Here is a 19,086-nt window from a genome sequence, read left to right as displayed (position 1 = left end):
ATCGAAGCGGCTGCGGCATGAGGGAAAGGACAGGGCGATTGGCTGAACAGGACAGGGCTCCAGGCTCCGATCATCCCGTCAATCTGAAGCGCAGCCGTATCGCGATCTACCTGCAGCTTGCCGACCTGTTCCGCAGCCGGATCGCCTCCGGGCACTGGCCGGTGGGAGGGCGCATCCCGAACATTGACGATCTTGCCGAGGAGTTCGGCGTGGCTCGCGGCACCATCCGCCAGGCGTTCGACGCGCTGGAGGAGGAGGGGCTGGTCGAACGGCTCCGCGCGAAGGGCTCGTTCGTGAAGCGCGCGCCGCATGCCGGCCGCGTCCACCGGCTGGAGATGGACTGGGGCTCGATCATCAAGGCCCATCAGGGCTCGGATATCGTCACCCTGGACACCACCACCGTGCCCGTTCTGCCGGACGTGTTGCGCAATGGCGGCACCGCCGCGCCCGGCTATCGCCGCTTCCGCCGATTGCACCGGCGCGATGGCGAACCGCACCTTCTGGGGACGTCCTATCTCGACGAGCGGCTCTACCGGAAGCTTGCCGCCGAGCGGTTCGAAACGGAGCCGCTGCTGCAACTTCTCCAGGAAGCGGCGGCAGAGAGCCTGGGCTCGGCCCGTCAGGTGCTGACGATCTCAACAGCAGACGTGGACACCGCCGCGCTTCTCGAAATCGCGGTCAACGCGCCGGTGGCGATCATGCGGCGTGCCGTCCTCTCCAGTGATGACGTTCTGGTCTATGCCAGCGAGGGAACCTACCGCGGCGACAGCGTCCGCCTGGAAATCGACCTGCGCTGACCAGCCTGTTCGGGACCCACTTGCGGCGTTCAGTCCGAAAGCCCACGGTTGGTTCGGGAGGATCGATCGCATGGGCGTTCCGGACGACGAGACACCGGGGGCGAGTTTCGCCTCGCCGCCGTGCCTGATGCATGAACTCGACCCGGCATTCGGCGGCATTGGGGTCGATGCTCAGCAGCGCACGGACGTCGCCCGCTGGCGCAAGGCGGAACGCGAACGCCTGATCGGTGCGCGCCTGGCCATGCCCGTCGCGGAGAGGCAGGCGTTTGCCGAGCGCATCATCGGGCGGGCCAGGGATCTGATCGGAAACCCGGCCGGGCGCGTGGTCAGCGCCTATTGGCCGTTTCGCGGAGAACCGGACCTGCGGCCCCTCATGGAGTGGGTCGTCTCCTGCGGCGGACGCCCGGCGCTGCCCGTCGTAACCGGCAAGGGCCAGCCCCTCACATTCCGGCTGTGGTCCCCGGGAGAGCCCCTGGAACGCGGGGTGTGGAACATTCCGATCCCGGCGGAGGGCCAGGCGGTGGTCGAGCCGGACATCGTGATCGCGCCGGTGGTCGGCTTCGATCCCGGCTGCTTCCGGCTCGGCTATGGCGGAGGCTTCTTCGACAGGACGCTGGCCGCCCGCGATCCCAGACCGCGCGTGCTGGGCGTCGGCTATGCCCGGCAGGGCATCGCGACGATCTTTCCCCAGCCGCACGACATCCCGATGGATGCCATCATCACCGAAGCTGGAGTAAGCGAGCCGCCGCCAGGCCAGAAGACAGAAGCGTAACCGCTCGCAGGCCGGCGCCCGGGATCGGCACCGCGGCGGGCAAGGATCGGGCCCGGTGGGCGTGAACGGTTGGATCTGACGGGACCTGAGAGACGGGGGAGGATGGTGGGCGCGACAGGGATTGAACCTGTGACCTTTCCGGTGTGAACGGAACGCTCTCCCGCTGAGCTACGCGCCCTTGCCCGTCGGAGGGTGTCCATTAAGCCTTCTTGGCAGACGAGGCAAGGGGCCGTCGCCGGGTTTTCAACGCTCCTCGCTCATCCCTTTTTCGGCAGCAGCCGTCTTCCCTCCTTTGTCCTTGCCATCGCGGCGGGTCATGCACCGCAGCGGAGGATGAGCCATCGCGAATGCAGAAAGGGGGCTTCGTCTCGATCTCGTTGTGCGATGCGAAAAAGAAGTCCATCTTCGGGTCATCGAATTCCTCCCCGGACTCCAGACTGCGAGATCAGACATGGCTTTCTTTGCCGACATCGCCGACACCGTCATTCCCGCCCGCGAAGCGGCTGCGCCGCGCCGCCACGAGGCGTCCTTCTTCGAGATCTTCCGCGCTGCGCGCCGGCTGTCCATCGCCGCGTCGAACCGCGAAGAGCTGCCCCAGGACGCCGTCGACGTCGTCATGGGCAAGCGCACCCACCTCGACTTCTGAGCGGGTTCGACCGGACCGCATAGTGACGACCGGGGGCGACGCCGCCTGCTGCGCGCCGCTCCCTGCACGGCATCTCCACCGAAAAGTGCGCCAAGCGCGCGACAGCGGCCTCCAAGGGCGGCTAGTCTTGTCGCTTCGACAACGATCGCGCCGGGCTGCTCGTGAGAGATCCTGACCTGACCACCCTGCGCTGCTTCGTGGCCGTCGCCCATGCGGGCGGCATCGCGGCCGGTGCGCGCAGGCTCGATGTGGCAACCTCCGCCGTTTCCAAGCGCCTGTCCGATCTCGAGGCTCTCGTCGGCCAGACGCTGCTTGAGCGCGGCGCGGGCGGCGTCCGGCTGACCTCTGCCGGAGAGACCGTGCTGCGGCGGGCAGAGCACATGCTGGAAATTGCCCAGTCCCTGGGCGACGACCTCGATGCCCATGCCACGGGCGAGCGCGGCGAAATCCGGCTGGCCGCGGTGGCCGCCGCCGTCAGCGGTCGGCTCGCCGACGACATCGCCGGTTTCGAGCGAGCCTATCCCGGCATCCGCATCATGCTCTCCGAAGGCATGAACTTCGACGCCGCGCGCGCCGTGGCCGATGGTACGGCCGGGGTGGGCGTCGTCGTCGACCACCATCTCCCGCCCGGCCTCATCAAGGTGCCGTACGCCCGCGATCCGGTCTGGGTCATCGGCCGGAAAGGCCATCCCCTGTTTGACGGGGTGGCGCCCGGCGAAGGCATCCGCTTCGAGCGTGCCATCGAGTACGACGTGATCTCCATGATGGGCGGTGCCTCGACGGAATCGCTCCTGGCCGCCGCCGCCACCACCATCGAGCGCTCCGTGCGCAAGCATTTCGAGGTGTCGCGCTACGATTCGCTGCGCCGCCTCGTGGAGGTCGGTCTCGGCATCGGCTTCATTCGCGAGAGCGGCGTGACCCGCTACCTCGCTGCGCTGGAGATCGAGGGGCGGCCGCTGGCCGAGCCCTGGGCCGACCGGCGCCTGTGCGTCATCCGCCGCGAGGCCAGCGAGGGTGGCCGCGCCCTCGGCATCCTGATCGATCACCTGACCGGCCACTCCCCGGACGACAAGGCCTGAGCGACTGGCGGGGGGCGTCGGTCCAGCGCACCGGTTGCGCATGGATGCAGCATCCAGCATTTGGTCCTTGGCCCGTGGATTGCTACACTCGTTCCAACAAGGGGCGGACAAGGCAGCGCCGGGCTGCACCGAGCCGCCGGAACCGGAACCACCGGTGACGGTCTCGGGCAGGGGATAGGGCGCGCCGATCCGCCGGGAGCGGATGGACCATGGATGGCATGGACGACGCCGGTCCGTCTTCGCCCGCAGTAAGGGCGTCGGCACCGGATGGACTTGCCGAAACCGCGCGTGAGACGGAGCGCCCCGGTGCGGGGGGCGAGGCTGGTCGCAAGCCCGCACCGGGCTTCGGCCCGATCGTCTCCGGCCGGCGTCCTTGCGAGGGCGGCGGCGCTGCGCGCCATCATGCCGGCGGCGGATCTGCCCGCTCTCAGGCGGCCCGACAGCCGTCTCAACGGTTCGATCGCACCGATCCGCAGCCGTCGCGCCGCTACGCGGCTCTCGATCTCGGGACCAACAACTGCCGGCTGCTCGTGGCCGAGCCGCGCGGCCATGGCTACCGGGTGGTCGATGCGTTTTCCCGCATCATTCGGCTCGGCGAAGGGGTTTCCGGCTGTGGCCAGCTTGGCGCGCCCGCAATGGACCGCGCCATGGAGGCGCTGGAGGTCTGCGCCCGCAAGCTGGACCATGCCCGCGTGGACCGGTTCCGGTTGATCGCCACCGAGGCGTGCCGGATGGCCGCGAATGGCAAGGCGTTCGTCGAGCGGGTGCGCCGCGAGATCGGGCTCGACCTGGAGATCGTCAGCCGCGAGACCGAGGCCCGGCTGGCCGTCGCCGGGTGCTCCACGCTGATCGACCGCGGCGCCGAGGGCGTGGTGCTCTTCGACATCGGGGGGGGATCCTCGGAAATCGTCTGGGTCGACCTGTCCGGCCGGCACCGGCTCAAGGGTGTCGCCATCACCCGCTGCATCCGGGCCTGGACGTCGCTGCCGGTCGGCGTGGTCTCGCTGGCGGAGCGCCACGGCGGCGTGGAAGTCGATGTCGGCACCTTCGAGGCGATGGTGGATGACGTGTCGTGCCTGCTCGCCCGTCTCGACCACGGTGGGGCTCTCGACCAGGTCGTCGGACGCGGGCGCGTGCATCTGCTCGGCACCTCGGGTACGGTCACCACGCTTGCCGGGGTTCACCTCGGTCTCGAGCGCTACGACCGGCGGCGTGTCGATGGGACCTGGCTCCATGAGCAGGACGTCGACGCGATGATCGGCCGGATCCTCGCGATGCCGTTCCATGAACGCGTCGCCAACCCCTGCATCGGCGCAGACCGGGCCGACCTCGTGCTCGCCGGCTGCGCAATCCTGGAAGCGATTCGTCGCCGCTGGCCCTGCCGGCGGCTGCGCGTGGCCGACCGGGGTCTGCGTGAAGGAATTCTGATGGAACTGATGGCGCAGGACAGGACGGCACGCCCCGCGGCCGGCTCCGCCCCCTCCGGATCCTCCGCATGAGCCGAAAGACCGGCGGCGACGGAAGCCGCGGACTGAGGCAGCGCGTGAAGACGGCGCGCGGCCGGCGGGCCTCGTCGGTGCGCTGGCTGGAGCGCCAGCTGAACGACCCCTACGTGCGCCGCGCCCAGGCGGAAGGCTACCGCTCGCGCGCGGCCTACAAGCTCCTGGAGATCGACGACCGCTATGGGCTCCTGAAGAAGGGGATGCGGGTGGTCGACCTCGGCGCCGCGCCGGGAAGCTGGTCGCAGATCGCCGCCGACCGGGTCGCCTCGAAGCCCGAGGCGCCGAGCGTCGTGGGCATCGACTACCTGGAGATGGACAATCTGCCGGGCGTCACGCTCCTGCAGAAGGACTTCCTGGACGACGACGCGCCGGACGCGCTCATCGCGGCGCTTGGTGGCCGCAAGGCTGATTGCGTGCTCTCCGACATGGCCGCTCCGACAACCGGCCACAAGCAGACCGATCACCTCAAGATCATGCATCTTTGCGAGGTCGCGGCCGAGTTCGCCAGGGAGGTTCTGGCGCCCGGAGGCAGCTTCCTGGCCAAGGTCTTCCAGGGCGGCACCGAGGCGGCCCTGCTTGCCGAGCTTCGCCGCAATTTCGAGAAGGTGTACCACATCAAGCCGAAGGCCAGCCGATCGGAATCGGCGGAGCAGTACGTGCTGGCCACCGGATTTCGTGGGGCGCCCGCCGATGGGCCGGACGCGGACGACGCAGAGGACTGAGCCGTCAGGAGCGCGCCGTCGCCGGCCGCCCGGACATCTGCGATCCGGCATCCGGTGACAGCCGCGCGAAGACCAGGATCGACAGCGCCGCGATCGCCGCCACCAGCACGAACGCGGTGAGGAAGTCGCCCGGCAGAACCGCGCCGTCCGGTCGCCCGAAGCGCTGAAATTCCAGGATGAAGGCCGAGACCGTCACGCCGGTGGACAGCCCCACCTGCTGCGCCACGCTGGCAAAGCTCGTGGCGCGGCTCATGCGCTCTTGCGGGATGTCGGCGTAGGCAAGCGCCGAGATGCAGCTGAACTGCAGCGAGCGGAAGAAGCCGCCGACCAAGAGAACGGTGACGATCACCGCGGCTGCCGGGCCGAGCGAGAACAGGCCCATTCCGGCCAGGATCGCGGCGCTCACCAGGCCGTTCACGATGAGCACGCGACGGAAGCCAAAGCGGCGCACGATCGGCTGGGCGGTGAACTTCATCGCAAGAGCGCCGATGGTGGTGACGAAGATCAGCGAACCGGCCTCGAACGGATTCATGCCGAGGCCGAGTTGCAGCGTCAGCGGCAGCAGGAACGGGATCGAGCCGACGCCGACCCGGAAGAAGAATCCACCGAAAACGCTGGCGCGGAATGTCGGCACCTTCAAGAGGTCGAGGTCGAGAAGCGGGTGCTCCACGCGGCGGGCATGCCGGACATAGAGGGCGAGGCACACCGCGCCGCCCGCCACGAGCGCGCCGGAGAAGGGGAGTGGCATCATCTGCTGACCCATCACCGACAGGCCAAAGATCAGCGCCGACAGGCCGAGGCCGGAGAGCACGAACCCGCTCTTGTCCAGCGGCACCACCTCGTCGATGCGCACATTGTCGATCACCAGGGTGACCAGTACGATCCCGATCAGCCCCACCGGCACGTTGATCCAGAAGATCCAGCGCCAGTCGAAGTAGGTGGTGATGAAGCCGCCCAGCGGCGGGCCGAGCATCGGCCCCACCAGGGCCGGGATGGAAAGCCACGCCAGCGCGGAGAGCAGCTGGTCCTTCGGTGCGGCCCGCAGCACCACCAGCCGGCCGACGGGCGTCATCATCGCGCCGCCGGCACCCTGCAGCACCCGCGCCAGAACGAACTCGTGAAGGTTCGATGCCAGGCTGCAGCAGATCGAGCCGATGATAAAGACCACGATGGCGGCGCGGAAGATGGTCTTGGCGCCGAACCGGTCGGCCGCCCAGCCCGAGGCCGGGATGAACACCGCGAGGCTCAGGAGGTAGGAGGTCAGCGCCAGCTTAAGGCGAATCGGATCGGTGCCGATATCCGCTGCAACGGCGGGCAGCGACGTCGCGATCACCGTGGAATCGATGTTCTCCATAAACAGCGCGGAGGCGACGATCAGGGCGGTGACGTTCGCGCGAGCCACGGGGCAGGATCCAGCCGGCTGTTTTTCTGGTTTTTTTCGAGGCGGGAAGAACGTCGCGGCGATGCCGGCGCGCCGAGCAAACCAGCGCAGTCTAGTGCAGGAATCATGAGCGGGGGACAAGGGGCAGATATGCGCCTACGGCATTTTGCGTGGCGCGATCCGTCATGGTAAAGCCATGCGCCACCGCATAGAAGCGTGAAATGGACACGCGGGCGGGGCACGTTGCCCGCTCGACGTGCGCCCTATTCCTCTCTGATCGTCGAGGCGGCGGATGGCCCAGATTATCGAAACCCACAGCGGGCGCGATGCGCTCACCTTCGACGACGTGCTCCTGCTTCCGGGGCATTCGGAGGTCATGCCCAACTCCACCAATCTCACGAGCCGGCTCACGCGCTCGATGAGCCTGTCGTTGCCGATCCTCTCGGCGGCCATGGATACGGTGACGGAAGCGCGGCTAGCCATTGCCATGGCTCAGGCCGGCGGCATCGGCGTCATCCATCGCAACATGACCCCGGAAGAGCAGGCCGAACACGTCCGGCAGGTGAAGAAGTTTGAGTCCGGCATGGTCATCAATCCGGTGGTCATCGGCCCCGACGCCCGTCTGAAGGATGCTCTGACGCTGATGGAGCACTTCAAGATCTCCGGCATCCCGGTGGTCGAGAATGGCGGCATGGGCGGCCAGGTCATCGGACGGCTGGTCGGCATTCTGACCAACCGCGACGTCCGCTTCGCTTCCGATCCGGACACCCCGGTCTACACCCTGATGACCCGCGACAACCTGGTGACGGTCCGCGACGGCGTCTCCCAGGCCGAGGCCAAGCGGCTTCTCCACCAGCACCGGATCGAGAAGCTGGTGGTGGTCGACGAGAACCAGAACTGCATCGGCCTGATCACGGTGAAGGACATCGAGAAGGCCCAGCTTCACCCGCACGCTTCCAAGGACGAGCAGGGCCGCCTGCGCGCCGCAGCGGCTACCTCGGTTGAAGACGCGGCGATGGAGCGCTCCGAGCGTCTGATCGACGCCGGCGTCGACCTGCTGGTGGTGGACACCGCCCACGGCCACTCCGAGCGCGTGCTCGACACGGTCCGCCGGGTGAAGAAGATGTCCAACCAGGTCCAGGTGCTCGCCGGCAACGTGGCGACGCCGGAGGCCACCATGGCGCTCATCGACGCCGGCGCGGATGCGGTCAAGGTCGGCATCGGGCCGGGCTCCATCTGCACCACCCGCGTCGTGGCGGGCGTGGGCATGCCGCAGCTCACCGCGGTGATGGGCGCGGCCGAGGCCGCCGCCAAGGCGGACATCCCGGTCGTCGCCGATGGCGGCATCAAATATTCCGGCGATCTGGCAAAGGCGCTCGCCGCCGGCGCGTCCTGCGCCATGGTGGGCTCGCTGCTCGCCGGCACCGACGAGAGCCCGGGCGAGGTTTACCTGCACCAGGGGCGTTCCTACAAAGCCTATCGTGGCATGGGGTCCGTTGGGGCCATGGCGCTTGGCTCGGCAGACCGCTACTTCCAGGCCGAGGTCCGCGACACGCTGAAGCTCGTGCCGGAAGGCATCGAGGGCCAGGTGCCGTACAAGGGCACGATCGCGAGTGTCCTGCATCAGCTCGCCGGCGGGCTGCGCTCGGCCATGGGCTATGTCGGCGCACACACGATCCCGGAGATGCAGGAGCGTGCGCGCTTCGTCCGGATCACCAATGCCGGCCTGCGCGAAAGCCACGTCCACGACGTCTCCATCGTGCGTCAGAGCCCGAACTATCCGACCGGCGCCTGATCGGCGACCCAACGAGACCGGCGGCCGGCGGCGAAGAACCGGCGGCCCCGACATTCCTGCAGAGGTGAAATGCGCGCTGGCGGACGGATTCAGGCAGCCATCGACGTCCTGACCACGGTGGATGCCCAGCATCGCCCGGTTGCGGAGGTCCTCAAGGATTGGGGCAACGCGCACCGTTTTGCCGGATCCGGCGACCGGGCGGCCATCGGCAACCTGGTTTTCGACGCTCTCAGGTGGCGTGCCTCGTCGGCTTGGCGGATGGGCGACGATACGCCCCGTGCCACCATCCTGTCCGTCGTCGTTCACCGTTGGGGCTGGACGGTGGAGGCGCTGGACGACCTGCTCGCCACCGACAATTTCGGACCGGACCCGCTGACCGACGCGGACCGGCAGGCACTTGCCGGTTCGGATCTCTCCGGTGCTCCCGATGTGGTGCGTGCCGATGTACCGGAGTGGGCCGCTCAGCACCTGGAGGCAACCTTCGGGGCCGACTGGATCGGCGAGGCCGAGGCGCTTGCCGCGCGCGCGCCCATCGATCTGCGCGCCAACGTCTTGAAGGCTCCGCGTGAGAAGGTTGTCCGCGCGCTTGCCCGTTTCAACGCGGTTCCGACGCCCTATTCGCCGCTTGGTGCACGTATCGCCATGGGCCGGGAGTTCGAGCGGCCGGCCAACGTGGTTCGCGAGCCGGGCTACCAGAAGGGCTGGTTCGAGGTTCAGGACGAGGGCAGCCAGCTGGCCGTGCTTCTCGCCGGATCCGAGCCGGGCGAGCAGATCCTCGATTTCTGCGCCGGCGCCGGCGGCAAGACCCTGGCGCTGGCCGCCGAGATGGGCAACCGCGGCCAGGTCCACGCCTTCGACAGCGACCGCTCGCGCCTGCAGCCGATCTTCGAACGCCTGCGCCGTGCCGGCACCCGCAACGTCCAGGTCCATGCCGCCGACGCCGATCTGTCCGGGCTGGAAGGCCGGATGGACCGGGTGCTGGTGGATGCGCCCTGCACCGGCTCCGGCGTATGGCGGCGCCGCCCCGATGCCAAGTGGCGCCTGTCTGCCGAGGCGCTGGCTACCCGGCAAGAGGAGCAGCGGGCAGTGCTCGACGCCGCCGCGCGCCACGTCCGCCCCGGTGGCCGTCTCGTCTACGTCACCTGTTCGCTCTTCGATGCAGAAAACAGCCGCCAGATCGAGGCCTTCCTCGATCGCGCGCCCGGCTTCGCGCCGGTGCCGGCGGAACGGCTGAAGGGCGAGGCGCTCACCGCTGTTCCCGCTCGCGACGTGCCGTTCGGACTGCTTCTGTCGCCCGCCGCCACGCAAACCGACGGCTTCTTCGTCGCTGCGCTGGAGCGCCGCGTCGATGCCTGATCCAATGCTTCCCTGACCGCCCTTCGACCGGATGCGCCCATGACCGAACGTCCCGCTGACCGCCACGACTTCATCCTCATCATCGACTTCGGCAGCCAGGTGACCCAGCTCATCGCGCGCCGGGTGCGCGAAGCCGGCGTCTACTGCGAGATTGCGCCGTTTCAGTCGGCGAAAGAGGCCTTCGAACGCACCAACCCGTCAGCGGTCATCCTCTCCGGCGGCCCGGCATCGACAGCGGAGATCGGCAGCCCGCGCGCCCCGCAGGAGGTCTTCGATTCCGGCCTTCCGATCCTCGGCATCTGCTACGGCCAGATGACCATGTGCGTACAGATGGGCGGCGAGGCGGAGCCGTCCGATCACCGCGAGTTCGGTCGCGCCCTCGTCGAGGTCGTCGATGATTGCCCGCTCTTCGACGGTGTCTGGGACAAGGGCGAGCAGCACCAGGTCTGGATGAGCCACGGGGACCGCGTCGTCCGCCTGCCGGACGGCTTCAAGGCCTACGCGAAGTCGGACGGTGCGCCCTATGCCGTTCTCGCCAACCCCGAGCGCAAGGTCTATGGCCTGATGTTCCACCCCGAGGTGGTGCACACGCCAGACGGCGCGAAGCTCATCGAGAATTTCGTCAAGAAGATCGCCGGCTGCTCGGGCGACTGGACCATGGCCGCCTTCCGTGAGGAGGCAAAGGAAAAGATCCGCGAGCAGGTCGGCGCGTCGAAGGTCATTTGCGGCCTGTCGGGCGGCGTGGATTCCTCCGTCGCCGCGGTGCTGCTGCACGAGGCGATCGGCGACCAGCTCACCTGTATCTTCGTCGACCATGGCCTTCTGAGGAAGGGCGAGGCCGACGAGGTCGTGTCGATGTTCCGCGAGCACTACAACATCCCGCTGGTGCATGCCGACGCCTCCGACCTGTTCATCGGCGCGTTGGAGGGGGTCAGCGATCCCGAACAGAAGCGCAAGACCATCGGCAAGCTCTTCATCGATGTCTTTGAGGCGGAGGCGAAGAAGCTGGGCGGCGCCGATTTCCTGGCCCAGGGCACGCTTTATCCGGACGTGATCGAGAGCGTCTCCTTCGCCGGTGGTCCCTCGGTCACCATCAAGTCGCACCACAATGTCGGCGGCCTGCCGGAACGCATGAACATGAAGCTGGTGGAGCCGCTGCGCGAGCTCTTCAAGGACGAGGTGAGGGCGCTCGGCCGCACGTTGGGCCTGCCCGACAGCTTCGTCGGCCGGCATCCGTTCCCCGGACCGGGCCTTGCCATCCGCTGCCCGGGCGGCATCACCCGCGAAAAGCTGGAGATCCTCAGGAACGCCGACGCGATCTATCTCGACGAGATCCGCAAGGCGGGGCTCTACGATGCCATCTGGCAGGCGTTCGCCGTGCTCCTGCCGGTGCAGACTGTCGGCGTGATGGGCGACGGGCGCACCTATGACTTCGTCTGCGCGCTGCGCGCCGTCACCTCCGTCGACGGCATGACGGCGGACTTCTACCCCTACGACATGAACTTTCTCGGCCGGGCCGCGACCCGGATCATCAACGAGGTGAAGGGCATCAACCGCGTCGTCTACGACGTGACCTCGAAGCCCCCCGGCACCATCGAGTGGGAGTAGGGCGGCACGCCCACTTCCAGGCCATCGTGAACGGGGTCGGCCGGCTGGATGGTATCGAATAGGTCATGTCTTCCCGGAACTCTGACGGCCCTCAGCGCTTCCCATAGCCGAACCCTGCCGCCCGAGGCGGTGCGGGACCGGACCAGCAAGAGCGCTGAGGAGACCAACATGAGTGAGATGACCCTGGCCGATGTGTCGAAGGCGATGCGCGAAATCGATTTCGCGATGCTGTCCACGCGCACCGAGGGCGGAGCCATCGCAGCCCGCCCCATGAGCAACAACCGCGACGTGGAGTTCGACGGCGACACCTATTTCTTCACCTACGAGAAGACGCGCACCGTCGAGGACATCGAGCGCGGATCCGAGGTGGGACTGTCCTATGTCGGATCGAAGGGTGTCCTCGGCGGTTCCCGGATGTTCATTTCCATCGAGGGCTCTGCCTCGCTGATCCGCGACAAGGCAGCCTTCTCCAAGCACTGGGCAAAGTCGCTGGACGAGTGGTTCCCCGACGGCGTCGACACGCCGGGCATCGTGCTGATCAAGGTTCATGCCGAGCGGATTCACTACTGGAAAGGCATGGATGAGGGCGAATTCACCGTCTGACCGGCGCCACCTGCCGGACTGAATAAAGGGGGCCGCGAGGCCCCCTTTTGCGTAGGTGGTGCCGGACGCCTTGGACAGTGCGCTACCGGGTGGTTGCCTGCTCCACGAACGCGTCGGTGTCCGTAGGGGGATGTCGATCCCGGCATCGCGCCCCGCCAGGCCGACCCTAGAATAAAACCAGTTGCAATATAAAACTGGAATGGCAGGATGGCCTTGCCCGAACGGGACCGGGCGGGGTGTCGCGGGACGCGGCTGCGCCGGCCCGTCCTATCGGGCTTTCGCGCTGCATCCGGGAGGCTCAGCCATGCCGACACTTCACGCCCATCCGTTCTCGTCCTACTGCCAGAAGGTGATCACCGCGCTCCACGAGCACGGGCTGGATTTCACCTTCAGGGAATTGGCCATTGGAGACGAGGAAGCCGATGCCGAATTCGGACGCCTCTGGCCTTTGAAGCGAATGCCCGTGCTGGTCGACGGCGACCGGACGGTGGCCGAGTCGTCCATCATCATCGAGTATCTGGGCGTGGTTCTCGGCGGGCCCGCACCGCTGATCCCGAGCGATCCGGTCGCCGCACTCGACGTCCGCTTCATGGATCGGGTCTTCGACAATTACGTGATGGCGCCGGTGCAGATGATCGTCTTCGACGCCATGCGTTCCGACGAGGCGCGCGATCCGCAGGGCGTGGACCGCTCCCGTGCGCTGCTGGACCAGGCTTATGCCTGGCTCGACGATCGCATGGCCGGGCGCACCTGGGCCTGCGGCGACGCGTTCTCCCTGGCCGATTGCGCCGCGGCGCCATCTTTGTTCTATGCCGACTGGACGCACGAGATCGGCGACCGATTCCCGGCCGTGCGCGCCTACCGGTCGCGCCTGCTGGCACGGCCATCCTTCGCCCGGGCCGTGGATGCGGCACGGCCCTATCGGTCCTTTTTTCCGCTCGGTGCGCCGGACCGCGACTGAGCGGCGGCTACGGAGACGGCGGTGGTGGTCACCCTCTACGGTATCAAGAACTGCGACACGATGAAGAAGGCGCGGAACTGGCTCGACGCTCACGGCATCGCCTACGCCTTTCACGACTACAAGACCGGCGGCGCCCCGCGCGAGCTTCTGGAAGCGTGGGCCGACGAGCTGGGCTGGGAGCCGCTCCTCAACAAGGCCGGACAGACCTTCCGCAAATTGCCTGAAGCCAGCAAGGCCGACATCGATCGCGACAAGGCGATCGCGCTGATGACCACCCAGCCGTCCATGATCAAGCGGCCCGTGCTCGACGACGACGGGCGTCTGCTGGTCGGCTTCAAGCCCGACAGCTACGAGACCTTCTTCGCCGGCTGAGCGCAGCCCCGGCACGGTGGGGTCGCGAAGGGTGCAGGGCAGCCGGCTGGTTCGGTCTTCTCGGCAAGTGTGCTATGAGACGGGCGGGGCACAGGATGGCCAGGTTCGCGGACGGTGCGGATCGGCCGGGAATTGGACGATGGTGCGTCCGCCGCCGGTCATCGGGCGCGGCCATCCGGGAGCAGGAACCATTTCAGCGAGCGACGGGCGGACGGAGCTTTCCCGCAAACTCCAGCTGACATCGATTGCGCTCGGCTGCCCGACCAGCAAGGAACTCTGCGCGCGCTTTGCTGCGGTCAATCCGAACACCGCCTTCACCGTTCAGAACGCGTACAAATGGGTGCGGGGCAAGGCCACGCCGCGCCTGGCAAGCGTGTACGAGGACTGGGCAGTGGTCCTCGGCAGCGGCTTCACCGGATCGTTCATCGCGGCCTCGACCTTCGACGAGTTCGCCGTCGAGGTGCAGGCCCGCCACCAGGTTCCGGACGCGGCGATCCTCAGGCTCGGGGGAGCGGTCCGCACCGCGCAGGCGGCGGACGGGGAAGACAATCCTGAGTCCCTCGTGCCGCTTGTCTGGCAGTCGAGCCATGTCCTGTGCGGGCGCTACCTCGCGATCTCGTTCGCCTGGTCGCGCGGCGAAGCGGGCCGCCTCATCCTGGGCCGGATGGATATCGAGCCGGGCGGCGATGGCAAGCCGGAAGCGCGCTACAGCGAATGGCTGTTCGGCCAGCTCGTGCCGATGACCGGAGTGGTCGTCGGCGATGGCCGCGCCGCCCAGGCGGTGCTCGAATGCAATTACAGCCGCCGCCTTTATCTCCTCGCCCTGCAGGTTCCGTCTCCGCCCGCCAACATCGTCGGCGGCATGCTGGCCGGATCTGCCCTGCACGATCCCAACACCCGCTCCATCGCCGGCCGGATCGTGCTGGTTCGCGATCGGATCAGCGGGCCGGACCCCGAGCACGTCATCGACTATCTCGAGCCGACCGCCGAAGCGCTCGACGGCCAGCTTGCGGCGCTTGGCTACGCGACCTCCCGCGACCGGCTCGGTGCGGCCGGCGCCATCCTCGACCTTCTGCGCGAGCCGGGCCCCAGCCCCGAACTCTTCGAGATCGATCCCGACGGCATTGCCGCCCTCGGACTGCGTTTCGATCGGCTGGCGCTGCACAAGCCGGGCTCGCACGCCGCTTCGGTTTAGGGCAGGGCTCCGGACGCCGCGCCGGTACCGTTCACTCCGCGCCAACGCGCCGGATCCGTTTCCCCGACAGCACGTTCTCCTCGATCGCCTCCAGCGACCGGCCCCGCGTCTCCGGCACGAACAGGATGCCGATGACCAGCGCCAGCGCGCACATGGACAGGAAGAGCAGGATCACGGCCGACAGGCCGAAGGCTTCCACCAGCGACAGGAAGGTGAAGGCCACCAGCATGTTGAACAGCCAGCTGGTGGCCGAGGCCGTCGCGATGCCGGCTTCGCGGATGGTGGAGGGGAACAGTTCCGCCATCAGCACGTAGGGAAGAGGGCCGAGGCTCAGCGCGAAGGCGACGATATAGATACCGAGCCCCACGAGGCCGAGATAGGGCATCGCAAGCATCGACGAGAGCACCACGCAGCCCAGACCCGCGACCATGACCGCACTGCCAACGATCATCAGCGGTCGGCGGCCGGCCCGGTCCACCAGCCACAGGGCGACCAGCGTGGCGAGGAAATTCAGCACGCCGAGCCCGAAGGTGGCCGCCAGCGCCGAGGTGCCGGCGGTAAAGCCGAGCTGCTCGAAGATGCGCGGCGCGTAGTAGAGGATCCCGTCGATGCCGCTGAGATTCTGCAGGATGAACAGCACGCTGCACAGGATCAGCACGGCCATTGTGCTGCCGCGGCGGATGGTCGACCACAGGGCCGCGGGGGCGCCGTCGTGGACCGCGGGCATCATCTCCGCCAGACTCTCGTGCAGGCCGAGCCGCGCGGCGGCGATCTTGGCTTCCGGCATCCGGTCGCGAGCAAGCAGCCAGCGCGGGCTTTCGGGAAGCAGGAACACGGTGGCGACGCCGATCGCGGCCGGTACGATGCCCAGGCCGAGGATCAGCGACCAGGACTGTTCGCCGGGGATGATCAGCGGCGTCGCGTAAGCCAGCAGGATACCGGCCGTCACGGCTAGCTGGAATGAGGCGACCACCGTGCCGCGCCAGCGGGCGGGCGTGATCTCTGCGCCGTACATGGGCGCGATCATCGATGACAGGCCGACGGCAAGCCCGACCAGCATGCGCGCGCCGACGAGAAGCCCGAAGCCGGGCGCCGTCAAGGCAACGATGTTGCCGACCACCGCGAGGGTGAAGGCCAGGATAAGGACCGATCGCCGACCGGCGCGCGCGGTTGCCGGACCGGCCGCGATCGCGCCGACGAAACAGGCCGCCGGCACGGAGGCGACGAGAACCTGTTCTTCGAGTATGCTGAGGGAAAGAAGAGCTTCGATCTGCTGAAGCGCGCCGGCGATTGCGGCGGTGCTGTATCCGAAGAGTAGGCCGGACAGCGCAACCATCGCCGCGGAAAGAAGAATGGCGGGGCCGATCATCGGGTGAGGGCGTCTTCCAGCGTTTTCCAACAGAAGTGAATATCGGTGCTTCGCTTGAGCCCGACGGTTCGCTACGCTTTTCCATAGAAGGCGCGGTCCAATTGTTCAATACTATTTCTTAATATTCACGTAAAGAAGATCTTCGATCGAGGGTGGGGTAGAAGATGAGTTTTGGTGAATCCATTGATTCCGCGCAGCATACGCGCGCGAATAGGTTGGCAATAGAGGGTGGGGAACCGGTTCGGACCGAACCTCTCCCCTGGGAATTGCCGGGCGCCCACTATATCGGCGAAGAAGAGATGGAACTCGTGGGGCGCGTTGTGCGCGCCCGCAGCCCGTTCCGTTTCTACGGTCCCGATCCCCAGCACATGGTCGATACGCTCGAGCGCGAATGGTGCGAGACCTTCGGCCACAAGCACGCCCTCGGCGTCTCTTCCGGAACCGCGGCCCTGTCCATCGCCATGTCGGCGCTCGATATCGGCCCCGGCGACGAGGTGATGGTCCCCGGTTATCTGTGGGTCAGCTGCGTCTCGGCGGTGGTCCGCTCCGGCGCCATCCCGCGTCTGGTCGACATCGACGAGACCTTCTGCATCGATCCGACGGACCTGGAGCGCAAGATCGGGCCGCACACGCGTGCGGTGCTCTGTGTCCACATGAGCGGCGCGCCCGGCCGCATCGAGGAGATCGCGGCGATCTGCAAGGCGCACGACTTGCGTCTGGTCGAGGACTGCGCCCAGGCGGCGGGTGCCAGCACCGGCGGCACGTCCGTTGGACGCTTCGGCGATATCGCCATCTTCTCCTTCCAGCTCAACAAGAACATGACCTCCGGCGACGGCGGCCTCATGGTCTGCGAGGACGATGCCCTGTTCCGGCGCATCGTGGCGCTGCACGATCTGGGCTATGCGCGCACCCCGGCCGGCCGTCTCGATACCTCTGACGAGGCCTGCCAGCTCTGGGGCGTCGGGGCCCGGATGTCGGAGCTTGCCGGCGCGATGGCGCTGGCCCAGATGCGCAAGCTGCCGGCCATCACCGGCGCCATGCGCTCGTCCAAGTGGCGCATCCGCGAGGCGCTGGGCGATGTGCAGAAGTTGCGGTTCCGCGTCGTGCCGGATCCCTCGGGTGACACGGGCCCGTTCCTCTTGATGATCCTGCCGGATGCGGAGCTTGCCGACCGGTTCGTCGCGGCCGTTCGTGCCGAGGGCATTTCGGGACCGGAGGGCAGCCTTGCCTGCCTGACCATGCGCGAGTGGGGTCTTCACTGGTACTCCAACATTCCGAGCCTGGTGCACAAGCGCTCCAACGCGCGCGACGGCTTCCCGTGGACCCACCCGTCCAACGCCTTCGCCGCCGACTATTCCTATGCGTTCGGAGCACTGCCGACGTGCGATGACCTGCACCATCGAGGGGCGATCCTCGCCATCGCCTCGACCCTGACGGAGAAGGACGAGCGCGACATCGTCACGGCGATCAGGAAGGTGGCCGACGCGCTTTTGCGCTAGGCTCCGTACAGGTGGGGAAGGGGACGCTCCGATGATCTATTTCGTGGCTGCCGTTGCAGGCATCGCCGGATTTCTGTTCGGATTCGACGAGGGCGTAATCGCAGGTGCACTGCACCTCCTGCGGGCACAGTTCGACATCACCTCCACCCAGGAAGGGGTGATGACGGCTGCCGTCCCGTTCGGAGCGCTGTTCGGCGCACTGGCGGCGGGGCGCGCGGTGGAGCGGTTCGGGCGCCGCGCGATGCTGCTCTTCGCGGCGGTTCTGTTCGCCATCGGGGCGGCGTTTGCATCGGCGGCGCTGGGCGCGGAGATGCTCACCTTCGCCCGCCTCGTGCTCGGCTTCGCCATCGGTATCGCCGGACTTGTAGCGCCGCTCTACATCTCCGAGAGCGCTCCGGCCGACAAGCGCGGCATGCTCGTCTCCATCTACCAGCTGTCCGTCACTGTCGGCATTCTCGGCGCCTATCTGGTCGGCTTCGCCTTCGACGACTCGTGGCGGATCATGTTCGCCATCGGCATCATCCCCGGCGTGGCGCTGTTTGCCGGCATGATGATGCTGCGTGACACGCCGCGCTTCCTGGCGATCTCCGGAAAGCCGGAGGCGGCCCGCAAAGCCATGGCGAGCCTCAGGGGCGTCCCGGCCAGCGACCCGGAGATCGAGCGCGAGCTCTCCGAGATCGAGGAAACCGCCGAACAGGACCGCGGCCAACGCGGCTGGGCGGAGCTCTTCGGCCCGGTGGCGCGGCCGGCGCTCATCGTCGGCATCGGCCTGTTCTTCCTGCAGCAGTTGTCTGGCATCAACGCCGTCATCTACTACGCGCCGACCGTCTTCCAGGAGGCGGGCTTCAGCGGGGCCTCGACCCAGCTCCTTGCAACCATCGGCATCGGCATCGTCAACGTGGCGATGACCGTCGTCGGCATGCTGCTCATCGACCGGATCGGCCGCCGCAAGCTGCTGCTCACCGGCTTCTGCCTCGCTGCGCTTTCGCTCGGTATGATCGCGATTGGCGCGGCCACCGGCGCCCAGTCGCTGGACGTCCTCGCCTTCGTGGGCCTGGTCGTCTACATCGGCGCCTTCGCGGTGAGCCTCGGTCCGCTTCCCTACGTGATGATGTCGGAAGTGTTCCCCCTTAACGTTCGCGGTCGGGGCATGAGCATCGCCTCGCTGACCAACTGGGGCTTCAACTTCGTCGTCGTCTTCTCTTTCCCGATCCTGGTGGCGCACCTGGGCCTGGGCGGCGTCTTCGCCATCTACGCGATCATCTGCGCACTGGGACTGGTGTTCGCCTATCGCTACGTGCCGGAAACCAGCGGCATCGAGCTGGAGGACATTGAGGAGCATCTGCGCTCCGGCAAGCCGTTCCGCGAGCTTGGCAGGACCGTCGGTGCCCGTCCCGCAGCCGCAACGGCCTGAGGAGGTCCATCGTCG

Annotated in this window: 17 protein-coding genes and 1 tRNA gene; 15 read left to right on the top strand and 3 right to left on the bottom strand. The window is 67.5% G+C overall.

Annotated elements, in window-relative coordinates:
- Positions 1 to 38: 38 nt before the first annotated feature.
- Together C507_RS0111345 and C507_RS0111340 are read left to right on the top strand one after the other, a co-directional pair.
- On the top strand, positions 39 to 797 hold the full coding sequence (locus C507_RS0111345) for a GntR family transcriptional regulator (RefSeq protein ID WP_018699818.1): 759 nt from the start codon (positions 39 to 41) through the stop codon (positions 795 to 797).
- A 70-nt stretch (positions 798 to 867) separates the two neighbouring features.
- Complete coding sequence (locus tag C507_RS0111340; protein WP_018699817.1) at positions 868 to 1,569, top strand: 5-formyltetrahydrofolate cyclo-ligase; 702 nt, start codon at positions 868 to 870, stop codon at positions 1,567 to 1,569.
- A gap of 103 nt (positions 1,570 to 1,672) precedes the next feature.
- Here the strand turns inward: C507_RS0111340 and C507_RS0111335 are convergent.
- Positions 1,673 to 1,747, bottom strand: a tRNA-Val gene (locus C507_RS0111335).
- 273 nt (positions 1,748 to 2,020) lie between these two features.
- On the opposite strand from C507_RS0111335, the gene C507_RS0111330 reads away from it, so the two are divergent.
- The 4 genes from C507_RS0111330 (at position 2,021) to C507_RS0111315 (ending at position 5,518) form a co-directional block, all read left to right on the top strand.
- Positions 2,021 to 2,215 carry a hypothetical protein gene (locus C507_RS0111330; RefSeq protein ID WP_018699816.1) on the top strand — a complete coding sequence of 65 codons (195 nt, stop codon included), beginning with the start codon at positions 2,021 to 2,023 and terminating at the stop codon, positions 2,213 to 2,215.
- A 161-nt stretch (positions 2,216 to 2,376) separates the two neighbouring features.
- Complete coding sequence (locus C507_RS21100) at positions 2,377 to 3,294, top strand: LysR substrate-binding domain-containing protein (RefSeq protein WP_018699815.1); 918 nt, start codon at positions 2,377 to 2,379, stop codon at positions 3,292 to 3,294.
- A gap of 209 nt (positions 3,295 to 3,503) precedes the next feature.
- Positions 3,504 to 4,793, top strand: coding sequence for a Ppx/GppA phosphatase family protein (locus C507_RS0111320; RefSeq protein ID WP_018699814.1), 1,290 nt, complete (start codon positions 3,504 to 3,506; stop codon positions 4,791 to 4,793).
- Complete coding sequence (locus tag C507_RS0111315; protein ID WP_018699813.1) at positions 4,790 to 5,518, top strand: RlmE family RNA methyltransferase; 729 nt, start codon at positions 4,790 to 4,792, stop codon at positions 5,516 to 5,518. The genes C507_RS0111320 and C507_RS0111315 overlap by 4 nt, the downstream gene beginning before the upstream one ends.
- Before the next feature lie 4 nt (positions 5,519 to 5,522).
- On the opposite strand, the gene C507_RS0111310 is transcribed toward C507_RS0111315, so the two are convergent.
- Positions 5,523 to 6,920, bottom strand: coding sequence for an MFS transporter (locus C507_RS0111310; protein WP_018699812.1), 1,398 nt, complete (start codon positions 6,918 to 6,920; stop codon positions 5,523 to 5,525).
- 271 nt (positions 6,921 to 7,191) lie between these two features.
- Between C507_RS0111310 and guaB the strand changes: the two genes are divergently transcribed.
- The 7 genes from guaB (at position 7,192) to C507_RS0111275 (ending at position 14,789) form a co-directional block, all read left to right on the top strand.
- Positions 7,192 to 8,694, top strand: a complete 1,503-nt coding sequence (gene guaB, locus C507_RS0111305; RefSeq protein WP_018699811.1) for an IMP dehydrogenase — start codon at positions 7,192 to 7,194, stop codon at positions 8,692 to 8,694.
- Positions 8,695 to 8,763: 69 nt separating this feature from the next.
- Entirely contained in the window at positions 8,764 to 10,050 is a 1,287-nt protein-coding gene (locus C507_RS0111300) for an RsmB/NOP family class I SAM-dependent RNA methyltransferase (protein ID WP_018699810.1), read from the top strand.
- 39 nt (positions 10,051 to 10,089) lie between these two features.
- Positions 10,090 to 11,658, top strand: coding sequence for a glutamine-hydrolyzing GMP synthase (gene guaA / locus C507_RS0111295; RefSeq protein ID WP_018699809.1), 1,569 nt, complete (start codon positions 10,090 to 10,092; stop codon positions 11,656 to 11,658).
- A 168-nt stretch (positions 11,659 to 11,826) separates the two neighbouring features.
- Entirely contained in the window at positions 11,827 to 12,261 is a 435-nt protein-coding gene (locus C507_RS0111290) for a pyridoxamine 5'-phosphate oxidase family protein (protein ID WP_018699808.1), read from the top strand.
- A gap of 304 nt (positions 12,262 to 12,565) precedes the next feature.
- Positions 12,566 to 13,222 (top strand): glutathione S-transferase family protein, encoded by a 657-nt coding sequence (locus C507_RS0111285; RefSeq protein WP_018699807.1) that lies wholly within the window; start codon positions 12,566 to 12,568, stop codon positions 13,220 to 13,222.
- A 21-nt stretch (positions 13,223 to 13,243) separates the two neighbouring features.
- A complete protein-coding gene (locus tag C507_RS0111280; RefSeq protein WP_018699806.1) occupies positions 13,244 to 13,594 on the top strand; it encodes an ArsC family reductase in 351 nt (116 codons plus the stop codon).
- A 139-nt stretch (positions 13,595 to 13,733) separates the two neighbouring features.
- Positions 13,734 to 14,789 (top strand): hypothetical protein, encoded by a 1,056-nt coding sequence (locus tag C507_RS0111275; protein WP_018699805.1) that lies wholly within the window; start codon positions 13,734 to 13,736, stop codon positions 14,787 to 14,789.
- Positions 14,790 to 14,820: 31 nt separating this feature from the next.
- Here the strand turns inward: C507_RS0111275 and C507_RS0111270 are convergent, their stop codons facing one another.
- On the bottom strand, positions 14,821 to 16,158 hold the full coding sequence (locus C507_RS0111270) for a sugar porter family MFS transporter (protein WP_018699804.1): 1,338 nt from the start codon (positions 16,156 to 16,158) through the stop codon (positions 14,821 to 14,823).
- Positions 16,159 to 16,457: 299 nt separating this feature from the next.
- Here C507_RS0111270 and C507_RS0111265 point away from each other — a divergent pair, with 299 nt between their 5' ends.
- A complete protein-coding gene (locus C507_RS0111265) occupies positions 16,458 to 17,657 on the top strand; it encodes a DegT/DnrJ/EryC1/StrS family aminotransferase (RefSeq protein ID WP_245559678.1) in 1,200 nt (399 codons plus the stop codon).
- Between the two features lie 31 nt (positions 17,658 to 17,688).
- Positions 17,689 to 19,071, top strand: a complete 1,383-nt coding sequence (locus C507_RS0111260; protein WP_018699802.1) for a sugar porter family MFS transporter — start codon at positions 17,689 to 17,691, stop codon at positions 19,069 to 19,071.
- Positions 19,072 to 19,086: the final 15 nt, after the last annotated feature.

It is taken from the genome of Amorphus coralli DSM 19760 (assembly GCF_000374525.1).
In the GTDB taxonomy this organism is placed as follows: Bacteria; Pseudomonadota; Alphaproteobacteria; order Rhizobiales; family Amorphaceae; genus Amorphus; species Amorphus coralli.
The sequence above is the reverse complement of the archived record's forward strand: the minus strand, read 5'-3'. Positions and strand labels throughout refer to the sequence as shown.

Bases quoted from the DNA above. Each gene is read 5' to 3' on its own strand.
- C507_RS0111340 (WP_018699817.1), top strand. From the start codon at position 868: ATGGGCGTTCCGGACGACGAGACACCGGGGGCGAGTTTCGCCTCGCCG.
- C507_RS0111330 (WP_018699816.1), top strand. From the start codon at position 2,021: ATGGCTTTCTTTGCCGACATCGCCGACACCGTCATTCCCGCCCGCGAA.
- C507_RS0111320 (WP_018699814.1), top strand. From the start codon at position 3,504: ATGGATGGCATGGACGACGCCGGTCCGTCTTCGCCCGCAGTAAGGGCG.
- C507_RS0111315 (WP_018699813.1), top strand. From the start codon at position 4,790: ATGAGCCGAAAGACCGGCGGCGACGGAAGCCGCGGACTGAGGCAGCGC.
- guaB (WP_018699811.1), top strand. From the start codon at position 7,192: ATGGCCCAGATTATCGAAACCCACAGCGGGCGCGATGCGCTCACCTTC.
- C507_RS0111300 (WP_018699810.1), top strand. From the start codon at position 8,764: ATGCGCGCTGGCGGACGGATTCAGGCAGCCATCGACGTCCTGACCACG.
- guaA (WP_018699809.1), top strand. From the start codon at position 10,090: ATGACCGAACGTCCCGCTGACCGCCACGACTTCATCCTCATCATCGAC.
- C507_RS0111290 (WP_018699808.1), top strand. From the start codon at position 11,827: ATGAGTGAGATGACCCTGGCCGATGTGTCGAAGGCGATGCGCGAAATC.
- C507_RS0111285 (WP_018699807.1), top strand. From the start codon at position 12,566: ATGCCGACACTTCACGCCCATCCGTTCTCGTCCTACTGCCAGAAGGTG.
- C507_RS0111275 (WP_018699805.1), top strand. From the start codon at position 13,734: ATGGTGCGTCCGCCGCCGGTCATCGGGCGCGGCCATCCGGGAGCAGGA.
- C507_RS0111270 (WP_018699804.1), bottom strand. From the start codon at position 16,158: ATGATCGGCCCCGCCATTCTTCTTTCCGCGGCGATGGTTGCGCTGTCC.
- C507_RS0111265 (WP_245559678.1), top strand. From the start codon at position 16,458: ATGGAACTCGTGGGGCGCGTTGTGCGCGCCCGCAGCCCGTTCCGTTTC.
- C507_RS0111260 (WP_018699802.1), top strand. From the start codon at position 17,689: ATGATCTATTTCGTGGCTGCCGTTGCAGGCATCGCCGGATTTCTGTTC.